This is a genomic window from Escherichia sp. F1, from assembly GCF_046764225.1.
GTDB classification, from domain to species: Bacteria; Pseudomonadota; Gammaproteobacteria; order Enterobacterales; family Enterobacteriaceae; genus Escherichia; species Escherichia coli.
Genome location: NZ_CP177202.1, coordinates 3,993,300 through 4,013,674 on the forward strand (window position 1 = coordinate 3,993,300; position 20,375 = coordinate 4,013,674).

Sequence of the window (20,375 nt, forward strand, 5' to 3'; positions counted from 1 at the left end):
AGTTATTCATTGCCATGTTATCTGTAAGCGATTATTCATAATGCAGACAACTTAGTTAGAGTTAATTAGCTTATCAATCTCTGCAAGAGATAAAGCTGTCACCTCTGCAACGTCTTCCCGAGACATCCCTTTACTTAGAAAACGCTGGGCGAATTCCTGTCTTACTTCCTGTCTTACTTCCTGTCTTACTTCTTGATACGCTTCTTGATACGCCTTCTGGACCCCCTTCTCTTCAAACCACTGCGCCAACGTCTGCCTGGTTTCTCTCCGTGTCTTTATTTCCATATGTTCCCTTAATTATCTGGTCAGTTAACAACAACAATTATCTGGCTATAGCCGATAATGCAGACAACTTAGTTAATCAGCTTATCAATCTCGGCAAGGGGTAAATTTGCCATCTCTGCAACGTCTTCCCGAGACATTCCTTTATTTAGAAAACGCAGGGCGAATTCTTGCCTTTCCTCCTGTCTTCCCCTCTCTTCAAACCACTGCGCCAGCGTCATCATAGACTCCCCTCCCGTTTCCCTGTCTCTCAGCACACCATAAAACAAATCCGCTTGTTCAGTATGACCGCGTTGCAGCATATAGTTTTGCATGGCAACTAACTGACTTCCGCTAGTGTACCCTTCGTCAATCAGCGTGACCAGTTGCTCCAGCAATAACATTAAGTCGCGCTGGCGAATATGTTTTTGCAGTAGTTCGAGAATCGCAATCCGCCGATGTTGCATGATTTCGTCATCCGGTGTGATGGTGATATCCACCAGCGGGAAAGGGTTGTTGTAAACGCGTCGCGCCAGCTCCGGCGAGTAAAACATATCAAACCAGCACATTGAGAGCGGATAAGGTGTGGCCTCGCCCTGATAAAACAGAATCGGCACCACCAGCGGCAGCTTATCGTGATCCGCCTCCAGATGCCGGTGCATGGCGGCAATGGCATAGCGCATCATGCGAAAGGTCATTTTCTTATCCGGCTTGCTTTGATGTTCAATCACCACATGCAAATAACCGGGATTACCCTGCATTTGCACGGAATAGAGTACGTCCGTGCTGTGCCCTTTCAGGCTTTCTTCAATAAAACTCCCCGACTCAAGATGCAGCGTGTCGAGGTCACACAGTTCGCGTAGTTCCGCTGGCAAATGGATATCCAGAAAGTCACGAGCCGTTTCCGCATGCATTAAAAATTGTTTAAATACCGCATCATGCGGTGTGGTACTCGGTGCATCCATCTTCCCTGCCTTCCGTGTTGTCTTGCGTGAAGGCAGTATCCAGTCAAGGCGCGCCGTCGTCAGCCGCCTCTTTAGTGTTTACCGAGCAGCGTTCAGAGAAATATCAATTCGTTACAGGCGTTACATGGCACGCTTCGGCACGGTACGCAAACTGCTGATGCAAATGCCGTCAGATGAGTAGACACTAAACAAAAATCGGGCAATACTGCGTGAGAATTTCCTCAAAGCAGGCATCGCCTGCTTCGTTAACGACAGGGTAGAAAGGTAGAAGTTATGATTCGCACGATGCTGCAGGGCAAACTCCACCGCGTGAAAGTGACTCATGCGGACCTGCACTATGAAGGTTCTTGCGCCATTGACCAGGATTTTCTTGACGCAGCTGGTATTCTCGAAAACGAAGCCATTGATATCTGGAATGTGACCAACGGCAAGCGTTTCTCCACCTATGCCATCGCGGCAGAACGCGGTTCGAGAATTATCTCCGTTAACGGTGCGGCGGCCCACTGCGCCAGCGTCGGCGATATTGTCATCATCGCCAGCTTCGTTACCATGCCAGATGAAGAAGCTCGCACCTGGCGGCCCAACGTCGCCTATTTTGAAGGCGACAACGAAATGAAACGTACCGCGAAAGCGATTCCGGTACAGGTTGCCTGATAATCACCCCTGCGGCTGGTTACTCACCAGCCGCGACATCGTCTCGAGCGAATCCGTTCTTAAGATATAAAGTCGTTTTAGTAACAACGGATTATCCCCCGGTTTTACTTTGCCTTTCATGGTTGTCACCGCCAGGTGAAATCCGGCTTCTTTTGCTGCCTTCACGGCTTTGTCATTAAATCCGCCAAACGGATACGAAAGATACCAGACATGCGGATTAAATTGCGCCAGAGCGCGGCGTGAACGTGCAAAATCAAACAGAATATTGTGCTCACTACGGCTCAGTAATATGGGGCGGCGATAACCATCCACCCGATGCAAAAAATGGGTATGTGACTGGAAATCAAATACATCGCGAATTTCGTTAAGTTCAGAAACGCTCATAAATTGCAGCGATTTTGGGTCCCACTTCTGCGGGTGACGTTTGATGCGCGAGGTAACAATAAACGCCGTCGCCTTCATGCCATATTGTTTCAACACAGGATACGCATAGCGGCTCACCGATTTGAGGCCATCATCAAAGGTAATCACCACCGCTCGCGCAGGGAGATTGATCTTATTCTTCACGTAACCTTCCAGCTGCACCATGCTCAGTGTCGTGTATCCCCTGTCGCGCAGCCAGGCCATCTGGTTATTGAAAGCGCGTACCGAGGTGGTCGTCGAAGTATGGCGAAAACGGGTGTTTTCTTCGTCGCGCAGAATATGGTGATAGGTTAGCACCGGCAGGCCATTATCGGGTTGGGCATCCAGCGCGCTGATATAGGCCAGTCGATCGCCAATACGGATCTGATACCAGGTTTGATTTAACCTGTCTTTCAGTTTATGCAAAATCGGGTAGCGCAAATTGTCCGCCAGTACCCCAAACGGCGCACTGCCCGCACTCGGCGCGTTATAGACCGGCGTATCTTTCCAGGTAATTAAGTTCTGATTACTCAGCGGCTTGTTGAGGTCACCCAAACCATCTTCAACTTTTTGTCGCCCCTGAACCGGCTCAAGATGACCTTTATCGATAAACCCTTTACCAAAGCCAAAATTAAATGCGTAATAACTTGCGGCAGTGGGCTCCACGGCAATGATTTGTCCGGCCCGAATATTCCCCACGGTCACCATCTTGTCGCCAATTTGCGCCCAGACCGCAGCATTTTCGATGGTTTGCATATAACGGGCAGGTAACGCGGCACTGACACTTGCGGTAAACAGCATCAGCAGGAGAATAACAGCTTGTTTGTACATTAAAAAATAACCGAGGGTGAAACAACGCTTATATTGTAGCAAAAGCGCCATCAGAATCGCGGGTTAATACTCATACAAATTATGTTTGAGGACGAAAGGCGGATTTTTTTGTTGTTGGTGCCAAAGACTACTCACCTCCGGCGCACCCAGTTCGACAATACGCTCGCGAAACTCTGAACTGGTCATGGTTTCACGGCAAGCCATCATCTGTTCAATTAACGGTAACGTGACACCAGAAATCACTTCGCAACGGGAGTGTTTGTGGCTTAATAATGAAGCCACGCGATACGGTGGCGCTCCGGCTATATCGGTTAAGAAGATGACACCCTCACCAGAGTCCGCTTCATGCAGAGCATCGCACATCATGCGGCTGAGCATATTAGAACTTAATCCGCGCCAGAAATTCACGGCCCGGCACTGAAGAAGTGCCCCATGTTTTTTCTCCAGCGCATCCAGTATCTCTTGCGCACGGTCATCGTGACAGGTAATTACCCAACCTAACATCGCCTTCCTCCTTAGCCGAAAATCAGTCTACCCTGACCATTGTTGATAAAGGGTGATAGCCGTCAAAACTCCTCTCCCCCAAATCCAGAGGAGAGGAAATAGCCTTAGCTACGCAAACCACGTCCACGTTGGATCAGCGACCAACAGATCAAATAAAACGCCACAATAAAGACCACCAGTACACCGAAGGTAGTGACCAGCGGAACATCATTGATACCGAGGAAGCCGTAGCGGAAACCACTGATCATATAAACGATTGGGTTCAGATGCGACAGCCCTTGCCAGAACGGCGGCAACAAAGTCAGTGAGTAAAAGACCCCGCCCAAATACGTAAGTGGCGTTAACACAAAGGTTGGCACCAGGCTGATGTCATCGAACGTTTTGGCAAACACGCCGTTCAGCAAACCCGCAAGGGAGAACAACACCGCCGTGAGCACCAGCGTTAAAGCGACAAATACCCACGAATGCACCTGAAACGGCACAAAAAACAGTGAAATTGCCGTCACCAGAATGCCAACAAACAGACCACGCGCCACGCCACCGCCGACATATCCGGCAATAATGACGTGAGTCGGAACCGGCGCTACCAGCAGCTCTTCAATATTACGCTGGAACTTGGCACCAAAAAATGATGACGCGACGTTAGCGTAGGCGTTGGTGATCACCGACATCATGATCAGCCCCGGTACGATGAACTGCATGTAGCTGAAGCCATGCATATCGCCAATACGCGAACCAATCAGGTTACCGAAGATAATAAAGTAAAGGGTCATGGTGATGACTGGCGGCACCAGCGTCTGCACCCAGATACGCATAAAGCGATGGATCTCTTTCGCCCAGATGCTTTTTAGCGCCACCCAGTAAAGATGCATCATGCGCGATCTCCTTGTTTTTCATTAACCAGTGAAACAAACAGCTCTTCCAGACGGTTAGCTTTGTTACGCATACTTAATACCTGAATGCCCTGCTCACTTAACTGCGTAAATACGCTGTTGATCCCCTGCTCACGCAGCACTTCAACTTCCAGCGTCGCGGTATCGACCAGTCGATACTGATAGCCATCGAGCTTCGGTAACGGGCTTTTCGGTGCGAGATCGAGAATAAAGGTTTCTGATTTCAGCTTCGCCAGCAGCGCCTTCATCGAAGTATTTTCTACCAGCTCACCGTGCTGAATAATGCCGATATTGCGGCACAGCATTTCTGCTTCTTCCAGATAGTGTGTGGTGAGAATGATGGTGGTGCCTTTGTCGTTTAAATCCTTCAAAAAGCCCCACATTGAGCGGCGAAGTTCAATATCCACGCCTGCCGTTGGCTCGTCGAGAATCAGTAGTTTAGGTTCATGCATTAACGCACGGGCAATCATTAAACGGCGTTTCATCCCGCCAGATAACATGCGCGCACGTTCGTTGCGTTTCCCCCATAGATCGAGCTGTTTAAGATACTTTTCGCTGCGGATGTACGCTTCTTTGCGCTCCACACCGTAGTACCCTGCCTGATTCACCACAATTTGCTGTACGGTTTCAAACGGGTTGAAGTTAAATTCCTGCGGCACCAGTCCCAACTGACGTTTAGCGTTCACGACATCCTTCTCGAGATCGTAACCAAATACGCTGACCCGCCCGGAGGTTTTATTTACCAGAGAGCTGATAATACCGATAGTGGTCGATTTCCCGGCCCCGTTCGGCCCGAGAAGCGCATAAAAATCACCCGCTTCGACCTGCAAATCTATTCCACGAAGCGCCTGAACGCCGCCTGGATAGGTTTTTTTAAGCTGTTGAAGTTCCAGTGCAATGGTCATAAATTTTTACTTACCTTACGTTCTTACACTTTATCTGTGGTTTAAATCGTCCCGGAGTTGCCCTATATTAGCCAAACGTAATTATTTGGTTACAGGTCGTTAACCTCCATGAAAGACATAGATACACTCATCAGCAACAATGCACTATGGTCAAAAATGCTGGTGGAAGAGGATCCCGGGTTTTTTGAGAAACTGGCACAAGCGCAAAAACCGCGCTTTCTATGGATTGGATGTTCCGACAGTCGCGTTCCTGCAGAACGTTTAACCGGTCTTGAGCCGGGCGAACTCTTTGTTCACCGTAATGTTGCTAACCTGGTCATTCACACCGACCTGAACTGCCTTTCCGTGGTTCAGTATGCAGTGGATGTACTCGAAGTTGAACACATTATTATCTGTGGTCACTACGGTTGCGGCGGCGTACAAGCCGCAGTTGAAAACCCGGAACTGGGGCTTATCAACAACTGGCTGCTGCATATCCGCGATATCTGGTTCAAACATAGCTCATTGCTCGGCGAAATGCCGCAAGAGCGCCGTCTGGATACCTTGTGTGAACTGAACGTCATGGAACAGGTGTATAACCTGGGCCACTCCACCATTATGCAATCAGCGTGGAAACGCGGGCAGAAAGTCACCATTCACGGCTGGGCCTACGGCATTCACGACGGCTTGCTGCGTGATCTGGATGTCACAGCGACCAACCGCGAAACTCTTGAGCAACGTTACCGTCACGGGATTTCCAATCTCAAGCTGAAACACGCCAACCACAAATAAAAATGCCATGCCGGATGCAACACATCCGGCAACTTCACACTTACTCGTCCAGCAGAATCACTTTGCCGATATACGGCAGATGACGGTAACGCTGTGCGTAATCAATGCCGTAACCCACCACAAACTCATCCGGGATCGAGAAACCGATGAATTCTACCGGGACGTTCACTTCACGACGGGACGGTTTATCCAGCAGCGTACAAATCGCCAACGACTTCGGTTCGCGCAGGCTTAAGATCTCACGCACTTTCGACAGTGTATTACCCGAGTCGATGATATCTTCAACAATCAGCACGTCCTTGCCACGGATATCTTCATCCAGATCTTTGAGGATTTTCACATCACGGGTGGTGGACATGCCGCTACCGTAGCTGGAGGCGGTCATAAAATCGACTTCATGAGATACCTGAACTTCACGACACAGGTCCGCCATAAACATAAATGAGCCACGCAGCAGACCCACCAGCACCATATCGCTGCCGCTGTCTTTGTAACGCTCAGTAATCTGACGACCCAGTTCGGCGATACGCGCTTTAATCTCCGCTTCGGGGATCATTACTTCTACAGTATGTTTCATATCTCTAACCATATGATTTAAAAACAAATCACTTCGCACGGGCAGGTTTTGGCACCGCAACAAAGCGCAAGACACGCAGTATACCAGTAAAACTATTCATTCGCGGAATCTGTTAATAAAGCTCGAATTGTGATGACGATCACACATGTTAAAACCTATAATTAATTGCTACTAAAATATTAATGAATTGAAATGGTGTCTCTTTATGGCAATTAACAATACAGGCTCGCGACGATTACTCGTCACGCTAACAGCCCTTTTTGCAGCACTTTGCGGGCTGTATCTACTCATTGGCGGAGGCTGGCTGGTCGCGATTGGCGGCTCCTGGTACTACCCTATCGCTGGCCTTGTGATGCTCGGCGTCGCCTGGATGCTGTGGCGCAGTAAACGCGCCGCGCTTTGGCTATACGCCGCCCTGCTGCTCGGCACCATGATTTGGGGCGTCTGGGAAGTTGGTTTCGACTTCTGGGCGCTGACTCCGCGCAGCGACATTCTGGTCTTCTTCGGCATCTGGCTGATCCTGCCGTTTGTCTGGCGTCGCCTGGTCATTCCTGCCAGCGGCGCAGTTGCCGCTCTGGTGGTGGCGTTGCTGATTAGTGGCGGAATCCTCACCTGGGCGGGATTTAACGATCCGCAGGAAATCAACGGCACCTTAAGCGCCGATGCCACACCTGCCGAAGCAATCTCCCCCGTTGCCGATCAGGACTGGCCTGCCTATGGTCGTAATCAGGAAGGTCAACGCTTTTCACCTCTGAAACAAATTAACGCCGATAACGTTCACAAGCTGAAAGAAGCCTGGGTGTTCCGTACTGGCGATGTGAAGCAGCCGAACGATCCGGGTGAAATCACCAATGAAGTGACGCCAATTAAAGTGGGCGACACCCTTTACCTGTGTACCGCGCACCAGCGCCTATTTGCGCTCGATGCCGCCAGCGGTAAAGAGAAATGGCATTACGATCCTGAGCTGAAAACCAACGAGTCCTTCCAGCATGTAACCTGTCGTGGCGTCTCTTATCATGAAGCCAAAGCAGAAACTGCCTCGCCAGAAGTGATGGCGGATTGCCCGCGTCGTATCATTCTTCCGGTGAATGATGGTCGTCTGATTGCGATTAACGCTGAAAACGGCAAGCTGTGCGAAACCTTCGCTAATAAAGGCGTGCTCAATCTGCAAAGCAATATGCCGGACACCAAGCCGGGTCTGTATGAGCCGACTTCGCCGCCGATTATCACCGATAAAACCATCGTGATGGCCGGTTCAGTCACCGACAACTTCTCAACCCGCGAAACGTCTGGCGTGATCCGTGGTTTTGATGTCAACACCGGGGAGCTGTTGTGGGCTTTTGATCCTGGTGCGAAAGATCCTAACGCAATCCCGTCTGACGAACACACCTTTACCTTTAACTCGCCAAACTCGTGGGCACCAGCGGCCTATGACGCGAAGCTGGATCTGGTCTATCTGCCGATGGGCGTGACCACGCCGGATATCTGGGGCGGTAACCGCACACCGGAACAGGAACGTTATGCCAGCTCGATTCTGGCGCTGAATGCCACTACCGGGAAACTGGCGTGGAGCTACCAGACCGTTCATCACGACCTGTGGGATATGGATCTTCCGGCACAGCCGACGCTGGCGGACATCACCGTTAACGGTCAAAAGGTTCCGGTCATTTATGCTCCAGCGAAAACCGGCAACATTTTTGTGCTCGATCGTCGTAATGGCGAACTGGTGGTTCCGGCACCGGAAAAACCGGTTCCCCAAGGTGCAGCGAAAGGCGATTACGTAACCCCAACTCAACCGTTTTCTGAACTGAGCTTCCGTCCGACGAAAGATTTGAGCGGTGCGGATATGTGGGGAGCCACCATGTTTGACCAGCTGGTGTGCCGCGTGATGTTCCACCAGATGCGCTATGAAGGCATTTTCACCCCGCCATCTGAACAGGGTACGCTGGTCTTCCCGGGTAACCTGGGGATGTTCGAATGGGGCGGGATTTCCGTTGATCCGAATCGTGAAGTGGCAATTGCCAACCCAATGGCACTGCCGTTTGTTTCGAAACTGATCCCACGCGGTCCGGGTAACCCGATGGAGCAGCCGAAAGATGCCAAAGGCACGGGTACGGAATCCGGCATTCAGCCACAGTACGGTGTACCGTATGGTGTCACGCTCAACCCGTTCCTCTCACCGTTTGGTCTGCCATGTAAACAGCCAGCATGGGGCTATATCTCGGCGCTGGATCTGAAAACCAATGAAGTGGTGTGGAAGAAACGTATTGGTACGCCGCAGGACAGTATGCCGTTCCCGATGCCTGTACCGGTGCCGTTCAATATGGGTATGCCGATGCTGGGCGGGCCAATCTCCACAGCGGGTAACGTACTGTTTATCGCCGCTACGGCAGATAACTACCTGCGCGCTTACAACATGAGCAACGGTGAAAAACTGTGGCAGGGCCGTTTACCGGCGGGTGGTCAGGCTACGCCAATGACCTATGAAGTGAATGGCAAGCAGTATGTGGTGATCTCCGCAGGCGGTCACGGTTCATTTGGTACGAAGATGGGCGACTATATTGTGGCTTATGCGCTGCCGGATGATGTGAAGTAACCATAATGCCCGGAGAGATCCGGGCATATTTCCGAATACGGTCTTTTTATACCGTAAACCCTAACATCATCCCCGTATCTTCATGCTCCAGCAGATGGCAGTGCGCCATATAAGCATGTTCTTTCGGTGCATCGTGATTAAACTTCACCAGCACTTCGCTGACATTACCTTCTACCTTAACGGTATCTTTCCAGCCCGCGCGATGAGCGGCTGGCGGTTTGCCATTTTCTGACAAGATACGGAACTGCGTGCCGTGAATATGGAACGGATGCAGCATCATGTCGCCCACGCCAGAGATAACCCAACGTTCGTACTGCCCTTTCGCCGCCGCAAACATCGGCTTATTCATATCAAACGCCTGACCGTTGATTTTATTGGCATGGTGGAAATCGAACTTCCCGCCGTGGTTCATATGATTCATATTGCCGTGCCCCATATGGCCCATCATCTGGCTGTGATCCATCCCGGCCATCGCCTGATCGCCATATTTCTCCATCAGCATCTGCATCCCCATCATATCGAGCATCGGGTCCATAGAGAGTTGCAGCTTACGTACCGTCAGCCCTTCCAGCGAAGGTAATGCTGGCAGGCTACTTAATGTGTCTGGCAAAGCACCGGAGGCACTAATAGCAATCGGCTGAATCCGCATTACCGGATGCGGCTTATCAAACGGCGCGATCGCCATCCCCATCTGGCTGACTGGCAGCGTCACCAGGTCAAACGGTTTGTTGTCGTTAACCTCCACCAGCACTTCGAAACGCTCGCCCATCAGCACGGGAAGCTCGTTCACCTTCACCGGTTCAGGTAGCAGACCACCGTCGCTGGCAATCACATAAAGCGGGCGATTGTCGCTGGTGGCGAAATTGAGCGAGCGGGCGTTACAGCCATTGAGCAAACGCAGGCGCAGCCAACCACGCGGGGCAGCGTGTTGCGGGTAGATTGCACCGTTGGTCAGCAGCGTATCGCCAAACCAGCCCACGGCGGCGGTCATCACATCCAGTTGATAATCAATCTGCCCGTCAGCGTTAAATTTTTTATCCTGAACAATCACCGGGACATCATCAATACCCCACTGTTTTGGCAGCATTAATTTCAGGATCTCGTCATCTTCAATCACCACCAAACCAGCCAGCCCCATCGCCACCTGACGTCCGGTCTTGCCATGTTGATGTGGATGGAACCAGCAGGTAGCGGCAGGTTGATCAACGTTCAACGTCACCGAGCGCTTGCCACCTGGCGGAATAATTCCCTGCGGGCCGCCGTCGACTTCACCCGGTACTTCCAGCCCGTGCCAGTGCAACGTTGTCTCTTCCGTCAGTTGGTTGTAGATATCAACCGTTACCGCTTTGCCGCGCTGTAATTTCACCGCCGGCCCCAGCAGATTGCCGTTATAGCCCCAGGTAGTTGCAGTTTTCTCGCCAAAGGTGGACTGGCCTGCGCCAATAGTTAACTGAATGCGATTACGGGCATCGGTCGTGAGCAAATCAGGGATCGGTAACGTTGGGCGTTCCGCCGCAAATACTGCGCGGCTCCACAGCGGTAAAGCCGAAGCCACGCCCAGCGCGACGGAATATTTTAAGAAATCACGACGTTGCATAGTTATTTCCTTATTCTTAAGCAGGCGAAACAAAATCAAACGTTGAGCATAGTCCTTCCCCTTACGGGAAGGTCAAGCCGCAGACACAATTTAATCGACAATAATGGTCGTCGCCTCGCTCGCAGTGTGCTAACGTTTATCTTCTTTAAGCCCCTGGTAGAAGCAATGAAGACGTTTTTCAGAACAGTGTTATTCGGCAGCCTGATGGCCGTCTGCGCAAACAGTTACGCGCTCAGCGAGTCTGAAGCCGAAGATATGGCCGATTTAACGGCAGTTTTTGTCTTTCTGAAGAACGATTGTGGTTACCAGAACTTACCTAACGGGCAAATTCGTCGCGCACTGGTCTTTTTCGCCCAGCAAAACCAGTGGGATCTCAGTAATTACGACACCTTCGACATGAAAGCCCTCGGTGAAGACAGCTACCGCGATCTCAGCGGCATTGGCATTCCCGTCGCTAAAAAGTGCAAAGCCCTGGCTCGCGATTCCTTAAGCCTGCTTGCCTACGTCAAATAATCCCTGATACCTTTTTGTAGAAATATTGACCGTGCATCCGCGGTCAATGTTAGCTATTATGTTGCGCCCTTTTTTTACGGGTGTTAACAAAGGAGGTATCAACCCATGGCCGAAAAAAAACAGTGGCATGAAACGCTACACGACCAGTTTGGGCAGTACTTTGCGGTAGATAACGTTCTGTATCATGAAAAGACCGATCACCAGGATCTGATCATTTTTGAGAACGCTGCATTTGGCCGCGTAATGGCGCTGGATGGCGTAGTACAAACCACCGAGCGCGACGAGTTTATCTATCATGAGATGATGACCCATGTTCCGCTACTGGCCCACGGTCACGCGAAACATGTGCTGATTATCGGCGGCGGCGACGGTGCCATGCTGCGTGAAGTAACCCGACATAAAAACGTTGAGTCAATCACGATGGTGGAAATCGATGCGGGTGTCGTGTCGTTCTGCCGTCAGTATCTGCCCAACCATAACGCCGGTAGTTACGACGATCCGCGCTTTAAGCTGGTGATCGACGATGGCGTCAATTTCGTGAATCAAACCAGCCAGACCTTTGATGTCATTATCTCCGACTGCACCGATCCTATCGGTCCCGGCGAAAGTCTGTTCACCTCAGCATTTTATGAAGGCTGCAAACGTTGCCTGAATCCTGGCGGTATCTTCGTCGCACAAAACGGCGTCTGCTTTTTACAGCAGGAAGAAGCCATCGACAGCCATCGCAAACTCAGCCATTACTTCAGCGACGTTGGCTTTTATCAGGCGGCGATCCCGACCTATTACGGCGGCATCATGACCTTTGCATGGGCGACAGATAACGACGCCTTACGCCATCTCTCAACCGAAATTATTCAGGCGCGTTTTCTCGCTTCTGGCCTGAAATGCCGTTATTACAATCCGGCAGTCCATACGGCAGCTTTTGCCTTACCCCAGTATCTGCAAGACGCACTGGCTTCACAGCCGTCCTAAGGAGAAGATAAGAAATTGAAAAAACTGAAACTACATGGCTTTAATAATCTGACCAAAAGTCTGAGTTTTTGTATTTACGATATCTGCTACGCCAAAACTGCCGAAGAACGCGACGGTTATATTGCTTATATCGATGAACTCTATAATGCCAACCGTCTGACCGAAATCCTGTCAGAAACCTGTTCCATTATCGGGGCCAATATTCTTAACATCGCCCGCCAGGATTACGAACCACAGGGTGCCAGCGTCACTATTCTGGTGAGTGAAGAACCGGTTGACCCGAAACTCATCGACAAAACAGAACACCCCGGCCCACTGCCAGAAACGGTCGTTGCCCATCTCGATAAAAGTCATATTTGCGTACATACCTACCCGGAAAGTCATCCTGAAGGCGGTTTATGTACCTTCCGCGCCGATATTGAAGTCTCTACCTGCGGCGTGATTTCTCCGCTGAAGGCGCTGAATTACCTGATCCACCAGCTTGAGTCCGATATCGTAACCATTGATTATCGCGTGCGCGGTTTTACCCGCGACATTAACGGTATGAAGCACTTTATCGACCATGAGATTAATTCGATTCAGAACTTTATGTCTGACGATATGAAGGCGCTGTATGACATGGTGGATGTAAACGTCTATCAGGAAAATATCTTCCATACCAAGATGTTGCTTAAAGAGTTCGACCTTAAGCACTACATGTTCCACACCAAACCGGAAGATTTAACCGACAGCGAGCGCCAGGAAATTACCGCTGCGCTGTGGAAAGAAATGCGCGAGATTTATTACGGGCGCAATATGCCAGCTGTTTAACGGCTCTGGCGGAGCTCCCAGGCTCCGCCAGATTTATTTACTTCTGCTGCACGAAATTACGGTAAGCCGCCACCACCTGCAGAAAATCCTCAACGCCACATAGCGACAGGCTTTCTTCATCGTAGTAGTTCATCCCCTCTTCCATTTCATCGCCAGCGAATTCCAGTTGATTGGCGCGAACCATCACTTCTTCGCCGTCCATCCATAGCGTGTACTCATGCCCTGCCCGCTGCCAGGAACGTTCGCTACCTTTCAGTGCGTGCGCTGCTTGTTCCACTTCATCAAGCAAGGCCAGGTTTTCTTTCACCTCTTCATTAAACCAGTGCCCGACCACTTCATGCCCCATGGACATACGCACCTTTACCACTCCGGTAATATCGCGCAGAAATTCGTAATCCATAGTGTGTTCCTCTGCTCCCGGCAATGCGCCGAAATCGCATTGCGCCATTGATGTAATTATCGCAGCCTTACCGGAGAAAAACAGCGGAACGGCGATGGTTTAGAAATAAAAAAATGCCCGGGAATCTCATTCACCGGGCATTGTGTCGTTTATGCGCAGCGCATGCGCTTACTTATTAAACCGCAGTCTGGAAAATCACCCCATCGGCTTTTTCGGTGTACTGAGAAAGCTGGTTGAAGTTCAGATAACGGTAAGTATCAACGGCAGTTTTATCTACTTGCGCCACGTAGGTCTGGTACTCTTCCGGCGTCGGCAGTTTGCCAATCAGCGCCGCAACAGCAGCCAGTTCCGCAGAAGCCAGGAAGACATTCGCGCCAGTACCTAAACGGTTCGGGAAGTTACGGGTAGAGGTGGAAACCACCGTCGCACCGTCTGCTACACGCGCCTGGTTACCCATACACAGGGAACAGCCAGGGATCTCGATACGCGCACCACTCTTACCGAAGACGCTGTAGTAGCCTTCTTCGGTCAACTGCGCGGCGTCCATACGGGTTGGCGGTGCCACCCACAGGCGGGTCGGCAACTGGCCTTTATGCGCATCCAGCAGTTTACCCGCAGCACGGAAGTGACCGATGTTGGTCATGCAGGAACCGATAAACACTTCGTCGATCTTCTCACCCTGTACCGCAGACAGCGGACGTGCGTCATCCGGATCGTTCGGAGCACACAGGATTGGCTCTTTAATATCCGCCAGATCGATGTCGATCACTGCCGCGTATTCCGCATCTGCATCGGCTTCCAGCAGCTCAGGATTCGCCAGCCATTTTTCCATGCCCTGAATACGACGTTCCAGGGTACGACGATCGCCGTAACCTTCGGCAATCATCCACTTCAGCAGGACGATGTTAGAGTTCAGGTATTCAATGATCGGTTCTTTGTTCAGCTTAATGGTACAACCGGCAGCAGAACGCTCGGCGGACGCATCGGTCAGCTCAAAGGCCTGCTCAACTTTCAGATCCGGCAGACCTTCAATTTCCAGAATGCGACCTGAGAAGATGTTTTTCTTGCCTTTCTTCTCAACGGTCAGCAGACCTTGTTTGATCGCATACAGCGGAATAGCGTGTACCAGATCGCGCAGGGTGATGCCCGGCTGCATTTTGCCTTTGAAGCGCACCAGAACGGATTCCGGCATATCCAGCGGCATTACGCCTGTTGCGGCTGCAAATGCCACCAGACCAGAACCCGCCGGGAAAGAGATACCGATCGGGAAACGGGTATGGGAGTCACCACCGGTACCGACGGTATCCGGCAGCAGCATACGGTTCAGCCAGGAGTGGATTACGCCGTCACCCGGACGCAGCGACACACCACCACGGTTCATAATGAAGTCCGGCAGCGTATGGTGCGTGTTCACGTCAACTGGTTTCGGATACGCCGCGGTGTGGCAGAAAGACTGCATCACCAGGTCAGCCGAGAAGCCCAGACACGCCAGGTCTTTCAGTTCATCACGGGTCATCGGGCCGGTGGTGTCCTGTGAACCTACAGAAGTCATTTTCGGTTCGCAGTACGCGCCCGGACGAATGCCTTTCACACCGCAGGCACGACCGACCATTTTCTGCGCCAGCGAGAAGCCGCGATCGCTCTCAGCGACATCTTTCGCCTGACGGAACACATCACTATGCGGCAGACCAAGTGCTTCACGCGCTTTGGTGGTCAGGCCACGCCCGATAATCAGCGGAATACGGCCGCCAGCACGCACTTCATCAATCAGCACGTCGGTTTTCAGTTCGAAGGTCGCCAGCAGTTCGCCGGTTTCGTGGTTACGCACTTCACCTTTGTACGGGTAAACGTCAATTACGTCGCCCATGTTCAGGTTAGAAACGTCCACTTCAATTGGCAGTGCACCCGCATCTTCCATCGTGTTAAAGAAGATGGGTGCAATTTTACCGCCGAGGCACAAACCACCGCCGCGTTTGTTCGGCACATATGGAATATCATCGCCCATAAACCACAGAACGGAGTTAGTGGCGGATTTACGCGATGACCCCGTACCCACAACGTCACCGACGTACGCCAGCGGGAAACCTTTCTGCTGCAGAGCTTCGATTTGCTTAATCGGACCAACAACGCCTGGCTGATCTGGCTCAATACCTTCACGGGCGTTTTTCAGCATCGCCAGCGCGTGCAGTGGGATATCCGGGCGTGACCACGCATCCGGTGCCGGAGAGAGGTCATCGGTGTTGGTTTCGCCAGTTACTTTAAAGACGGTAACGGTCAGTTTTTCAGCCAGCGCCGGGCGATTCAGGAACCATTCGGCATCCGCCCAGGACTGCATTACCTGCTTAGCATATTCATTGCCTGCTTTGGCTTTCTCTTCTACGTCATAGAAGTTATCGAACATCAGCAGCGTGTGAGAAAGTGCTTTGGCAGCGATCGGTGCCAGTTTGGCATCATCCAGCGCATCGATCAGCGGATGAATGTTGTAACCACCCTGCATGGTGCCCAGCAGTTCGATGGCTTTTTCCGGAGTCAGCAGTGGGGATTTGGCTTCACCTTTGGCGACAGCAGCCAGGAAGCCTGCTTTGACATAGGCGGCTTCATCGACGCCAGGGGGAACACGGTTGGTTAACAGATCTAACAGGAATTCTTCTTCGCCCGCGGGCGGGTTTTTCAGCAGCTCTACAAGTGCGGCCATTTGGTTTGCATCCAGGGGTTTGGGCGCAATCCCCTCAGCGGCACGCTCAGCTACGTGCTTACGGTATTCTTCTAGCACGACGGTTCTCCTCGCTCTCATTGTCATAGTGCGGCAGGCGATTCTCTTCACGCTCCTGTGAGACAGCAGTTTGTAGGGTAAATGCCCAGTACCGCAACGGGCAGAATAGCAGGATTTTGACGATGTGTTAATCCGTTTACAAAAAAGCAACATAAAAAAGTGGCTGAATCGTTAAGGATGGTCTAGAGATTGTTTCCCTCCGTAAAAACTTCGTTAATTCGCATGGTGATAATCACCTTTCTCAACGAATCCCAAGATTAGTCAAAATTTAAACTACCGCCTCTTTATACTCGGATTCTCAGCACCTGCGGGTGGCAGTTCGCCGACCATTGCGATTTCCTTGAGATCCGAATTATGAAAATGACTTTGCCGTTTAAACCCCATGTGCTGGCGCTAATTTGCAGTGCCGGGCTTTGTGCCGCCTCTGCCGGGCTATATATAAAAAGCCGCACAGTGGAAGCGCCTGTGGAAGCGCAATCGACACAACAGACTGCGCCTGACATCTCCGCAGTTACGCTTCCTGCAACGGTTTCCGTGCCTCCTGTAACACCTGCCGTCGTCAAATCCGCATTCAGCACTGCGCAAATAGATCAATGGGTTGCGCCTGTCGCGCTGTACCCCGACTCTCTGCTTTCACAAGTGTTAATGGCATCAACCTATCCGGCAAACGTTGCTCAAGCAGTACAATGGTCGCACGATAATCCACTTAAACAAGGCGATGCTGCTATTCAGGCGGTATCTGACCAGCCGTGGGACGCCAGCGTCAAATCACTGGTGGCCTTTCCACAGTTGATGGCGTTGATGGGCGAAAACCCGCAATGGGTGCAAAACCTGGGCGATGCTTTTCTGGCGCAGCCGCAGGACGTGATGGACTCGGTACAGCGATTGCGGCAACTGGCGCAACAAACCGGTTCGCTGAAGTCATCAACCGAACAGAAAGTTATTACCACAACGAAGAAAGCTGTACCGGTAAAACAGACAGTCACGGCACCCGTCATACCATCCAATACCGTTTTAACTGCCAACCCCGTCATTACAGAGCCGGCAACAACCGTCATTTCTATTGAGCCCGCCAATCCTGATGTGGTCTATATTCCCAACTACAACCCAAACGTGGTTTACGGCAGTTGGGCCAATACCGCTTATCCGCCAGTTTATCTGCCGCCGCCAGCCGGAGAACCGTTTGTTGACAGCTTTGTGCGCGGATTCGGCTATAGCATGGGCGTTGCTACCACATACGCACTATTCAGCAGCATCGACTGGGATGACGACGATCATGACCATCATCATCATGACGATGATGATTATCACCATCACGATGGCGGTCATCGTGATGGTAATGGCTGGCAACACAATGGCGACAACATCAATATCGACGTCAACAATTTCAACCGTATCACCGGTGAGCATCTTACTGATAAGAATATGGCATGGCGGCACAATCCAAACTACCGTGATGGTGTGCCCTATCATGATCAGGATATGGCAAAGCGGTTTCACCAAACCGATGTTAACGGCGGCATGAGCGCCACGCAGTTACCTGCTCCAACACGCGACAGCCAGCGTCAGGCGGCAGCAAGTCAGTTTCAGCAACGAACACACGCCACACCCATCATTACGCGAGATACCCAACGTCAGGCAGCGGCACAGCGGTTTAATGAAGCTGAACACTATGGGAGCTATGACGACTTCCGCGACTTCAGCCGTCGCCAACCACTGACCCAGCAACAAAAGGACGTTGCTCGTCAGCGTTATCAGTCGGCCTCGCCTGAGCAGCGCCAGGCAGTCCGCGAGAAAATGCAGACTAACCCACAGAACCAGCAGCGAAGAGAGGCAGCGCGTGAGCGTATTCAGTCCGCCTCGCCTGAGCAGCGCCAGGCGGTTCGCGAGAAAATGCAGACTAACCCGCAGAACCAGCAGCGAAGAGAGGCAGCGCGTGAGCGTATTCAGTCTGCAACTCCCGAACAGCGCCAGGTGTTTAAGGAAAAAGTACAGCAGCGCCCACTGAATCAACAGCAACGTGATAGCGCCCGCCAGCGTGTTCAATCAGCATCACCTGAACAACGTCAGGTTTTTCGGGAGAAAGTTCAGGAGAGCCGCCCACAACGTCTAAACGACAGTAACCATACTGCCAGGCTGAATAACGAGCAACGGTCAGCAGTACGCGAACGTCTCTCTGAACGTGGAGCAAGAAGACTGGAAAGGTAAATTGCAGACGTAAAAAAAGCGGCGTGGTTAGCCGCTTTTTTAATTGCCGGATGTTCCGGCAAACGAAAAATTACTTCTTCTTCGCTTTCGGGTTCGGCAGGTCGGTAATGCTACCTTCGAACACTTCTGCCGCCAGGCCCACAGACTCGTGCAGAGTCGGGTGCGCGTGGATGGTCAGTGCGATGTCTTCAGCATCACAACCCATTTCGATTGCCAGGCCGATTTCACCCAGCAGCTCGCCGCCGTTAGTACCGACAATCGCACCACCGATCACACGGTGAGATTCTTTGTCGAAAATCAGCTTGGTCATACCGTCTGCGCAGTCGGAAGCGATAGCACGACCAGAAGCAGCCCACGGGAAGGTGGCGGTTTCATAGCTGATGCCTTTCTCTTTCGCTTCTTTCTCAGTCAGACCTACCCATGCAACTTCTGGTTCGGTATAGGCGATGGACGGGATAACTTTCGGATCGAAGTAGTGTTTCTTACCGGCGATAACTTCAGCGGCAACGTGACCTTCGTGAACACCTTTATGTGCCAGCATCGGCTGACCGACGATATCGCCGATAGCAAAGATGTGCGGTACGTTGGTACGCAGCTGTTTGTCAACGCGGATGAAACCACGGTCGTCAACTTCCACGCCAGCTTTGCCTGCGTCGAGGTTTTTACCGTTCGGCACACGACCAATCGCTACCAGCACAGCGTCGTAACGCTGCGGTTCAGCGGGTGCTTTTTTGCCTTCCATCGTCACATAAATGCCGTCTTCTTTCGCTTCAACGGCGGTAACTTTGGTTTCCAGCATCAGGTTGAATTTCTTGCTGATACGCTTGGTGAAGACTTTAACGATGTCTTTGTCAGCTGCCGGGATAACCTGGTCGAACATTTCAACCACATCAATCTGTGAACCCAGCGCGTGGTATACGGTCCCCATTTCCAGACCGATGATACCGCCACCCATTACCAGCAGGCGTTCTGGTACTTCTTTCAGTTCCAGCGCGTCAGTGGAGTCCCAGATACGCGGATCTTCATGCGGAATAAACGGCAGTTGGATCGGGCGAGAACCCGCTGCAATGATCGCGTTGTCGAAGTTGATCACGGTTTTACCGTTCTCACCTTCAACTTCCAGGGTGTTAGCCCCGGTGAATTTACCCAGACCGTTGACCACTTTGACTTTGCGGCCTTTTGCCATACCAGCCAGACCACCGGTCAGCTGATTGATCACTTTCTCTTTCCAGGTACGAATCTTGTCGATATCGGTTTTCGGTTCGCCGAAGACGATACCATGTTCAGCCAGCGCTTTGGCTTCTTCGATAACTTTTGCTACGTGCAGCAGTGCTTTAGAAGGGATACAGCCGACGTTCAGGCAAACACCGCCAAGGGTGTTGTAACGTTCTACGATTACGGTTTCCAGACCTAAATCAGCGCAACGGAAGGCAGCGGAGTAACCTGCGGGGCCTGCCCCAAGTACCACGACCTGAGTTTTGATTTCAGTACTCATCATGACCTCTATGTATTTATCTCCGGCGGTCATACCCGTCGTCTTTCAGGCCGCAGCGGCGTTAGCTTCACGCCCTCACCCCAGTCACTTACTTATGTAAGCTCCTGGGGATTCTGGCGCTTGCTACCTTGCTGCACCCAGAAATCCATAGGGTATGTGAAGTAATACCCTAACCACCACCGGGTCGTTCTATCCGTCGGTATTTTACAAAATTGTTAACAATTTTTAAACAACAAACGGCAACCGAT

The 20,375-nt window shown here is 51.5% G+C and carries 17 protein-coding genes and 1 pseudogene; 7 read left to right on the forward strand and 11 right to left on the reverse strand.

The features are described from left to right. Positions 1 to 51: 51 nt before the first annotated feature. Together ACK8NJ_RS19190 and ACK8NJ_RS19195 are read right to left on the reverse strand one after the other, a co-directional pair. A pseudogene (locus ACK8NJ_RS19190) lies at positions 52 to 252 on the reverse strand (hypothetical protein); the annotation flags it as partial. A gap of 101 nt (positions 253 to 353) precedes the next feature. Next, positions 354 to 1,226, reverse strand: a complete 873-nt coding sequence (locus tag ACK8NJ_RS19195) for an Rpn family recombination-promoting nuclease/putative transposase (RefSeq protein WP_411961881.1) — start codon at positions 1,224 to 1,226, stop codon at positions 354 to 356. 273 nt (positions 1,227 to 1,499) lie between these two features. Here ACK8NJ_RS19195 and panD point away from each other — a divergent pair, with 273 nt between their 5' ends. Beyond that, positions 1,500 to 1,880: an aspartate 1-decarboxylase gene (panD, locus tag ACK8NJ_RS19200; protein WP_000621515.1), complete on the forward strand. Its 381-nt coding sequence runs from the start codon at positions 1,500 to 1,502 to the stop codon at positions 1,878 to 1,880. A gap of 3 nt (positions 1,881 to 1,883) precedes the next feature. On the opposite strand, the gene ACK8NJ_RS19205 is transcribed toward panD, so the two are convergent. The 4 genes from ACK8NJ_RS19205 to ACK8NJ_RS19220 form a co-directional block, all read right to left on the reverse strand. After that, positions 1,884 to 3,113, reverse strand: a complete 1,230-nt coding sequence (locus ACK8NJ_RS19205) for a polysaccharide deacetylase family protein (protein ID WP_000277892.1) — start codon at positions 3,111 to 3,113, stop codon at positions 1,884 to 1,886. 63 nt (positions 3,114 to 3,176) lie between these two features. Beyond that, positions 3,177 to 3,617: a PTS sugar transporter subunit IIA gene (locus tag ACK8NJ_RS19210; RefSeq protein ID WP_000901987.1), complete on the reverse strand. Its 441-nt coding sequence runs from the start codon at positions 3,615 to 3,617 to the stop codon at positions 3,177 to 3,179. Positions 3,618 to 3,721: 104 nt separating this feature from the next. Then, a complete protein-coding gene (locus ACK8NJ_RS19215; protein ID WP_000972203.1) occupies positions 3,722 to 4,492 on the reverse strand; it encodes an ABC transporter permease in 771 nt (256 codons plus the stop codon). Beyond that, positions 4,489 to 5,415: an ABC transporter ATP-binding protein gene (locus tag ACK8NJ_RS19220; RefSeq protein WP_000150637.1), complete on the reverse strand. Its 927-nt coding sequence runs from the start codon at positions 5,413 to 5,415 to the stop codon at positions 4,489 to 4,491. The genes ACK8NJ_RS19215 and ACK8NJ_RS19220 overlap by 4 nt, the downstream gene beginning before the upstream one ends. 108 nt (positions 5,416 to 5,523) lie before the next feature. Here ACK8NJ_RS19220 and can point away from each other — a divergent pair, with 108 nt between their 5' ends. Beyond that, positions 5,524 to 6,186: a carbonate dehydratase gene (gene can / locus ACK8NJ_RS19225; RefSeq protein WP_000651599.1), complete on the forward strand. Its 663-nt coding sequence runs from the start codon at positions 5,524 to 5,526 to the stop codon at positions 6,184 to 6,186. Between the two features lie 40 nt (positions 6,187 to 6,226). Here the strand turns inward: can and hpt are convergent, their stop codons facing one another. Then, entirely contained in the window at positions 6,227 to 6,763 is a 537-nt protein-coding gene (hpt, locus tag ACK8NJ_RS19230) for a hypoxanthine phosphoribosyltransferase (protein WP_000683335.1), read from the reverse strand. 205 nt (positions 6,764 to 6,968) lie between these two features. On the opposite strand from hpt, the gene gcd reads away from it, so the two are divergent. After that, entirely contained in the window at positions 6,969 to 9,359 is a 2,391-nt protein-coding gene (gcd, locus tag ACK8NJ_RS19235) for a quinoprotein glucose dehydrogenase (protein WP_001309217.1), read from the forward strand. Between the two features lie 46 nt (positions 9,360 to 9,405). On the opposite strand, the gene cueO is transcribed toward gcd, so the two are convergent. Further along, positions 9,406 to 10,956: a multicopper oxidase CueO gene (gene cueO, locus ACK8NJ_RS19240; RefSeq protein ID WP_001189606.1), complete on the reverse strand. Its 1,551-nt coding sequence runs from the start codon at positions 10,954 to 10,956 to the stop codon at positions 9,406 to 9,408. A gap of 165 nt (positions 10,957 to 11,121) precedes the next feature. On the opposite strand from cueO, the gene ACK8NJ_RS19245 reads away from it, so the two are divergent. From ACK8NJ_RS19245 to speD, 3 genes are all read left to right on the forward strand, one after another. After that, positions 11,122 to 11,469: a YacC family pilotin-like protein gene (locus tag ACK8NJ_RS19245; RefSeq protein WP_001295568.1), complete on the forward strand. Its 348-nt coding sequence runs from the start codon at positions 11,122 to 11,124 to the stop codon at positions 11,467 to 11,469. Positions 11,470 to 11,574: 105 nt separating this feature from the next. Beyond that, entirely contained in the window at positions 11,575 to 12,441 is an 867-nt protein-coding gene (speE, locus tag ACK8NJ_RS19250) for a polyamine aminopropyltransferase (RefSeq protein ID WP_000818414.1), read from the forward strand. 15 nt (positions 12,442 to 12,456) lie between these two features. Next, positions 12,457 to 13,251, forward strand: a complete 795-nt coding sequence (gene speD / locus ACK8NJ_RS19255; RefSeq protein ID WP_000734287.1) for an adenosylmethionine decarboxylase — start codon at positions 12,457 to 12,459, stop codon at positions 13,249 to 13,251. Positions 13,252 to 13,288: 37 nt separating this feature from the next. Here speD and yacL read toward each other — a convergent pair whose 3' ends face one another. Together yacL and acnB are read right to left on the reverse strand one after the other, a co-directional pair. Next, a complete protein-coding gene (yacL, locus tag ACK8NJ_RS19260) occupies positions 13,289 to 13,651 on the reverse strand; it encodes a protein YacL (RefSeq protein WP_000384306.1) in 363 nt (120 codons plus the stop codon). A gap of 175 nt (positions 13,652 to 13,826) precedes the next feature. Then, positions 13,827 to 16,424, reverse strand: coding sequence for a bifunctional aconitate hydratase 2/2-methylisocitrate dehydratase (gene acnB, locus ACK8NJ_RS19265; RefSeq protein WP_247157461.1), 2,598 nt, complete (start codon positions 16,422 to 16,424; stop codon positions 13,827 to 13,829). A gap of 354 nt (positions 16,425 to 16,778) precedes the next feature. On the opposite strand from acnB, the gene ACK8NJ_RS19270 reads away from it, so the two are divergent. Further along, positions 16,779 to 18,632: a DUF3300 domain-containing protein gene (locus tag ACK8NJ_RS19270; RefSeq protein WP_411961882.1), complete on the forward strand. Its 1,854-nt coding sequence runs from the start codon at positions 16,779 to 16,781 to the stop codon at positions 18,630 to 18,632. A 70-nt stretch (positions 18,633 to 18,702) separates the two neighbouring features. Here ACK8NJ_RS19270 and lpdA read toward each other — a convergent pair whose 3' ends face one another. Then, on the reverse strand, positions 18,703 to 20,127 hold the full coding sequence (lpdA, locus tag ACK8NJ_RS19275; protein WP_000102485.1) for a dihydrolipoyl dehydrogenase: 1,425 nt from the start codon (positions 20,125 to 20,127) through the stop codon (positions 18,703 to 18,705). Positions 20,128 to 20,375: the final 248 nt, after the last annotated feature.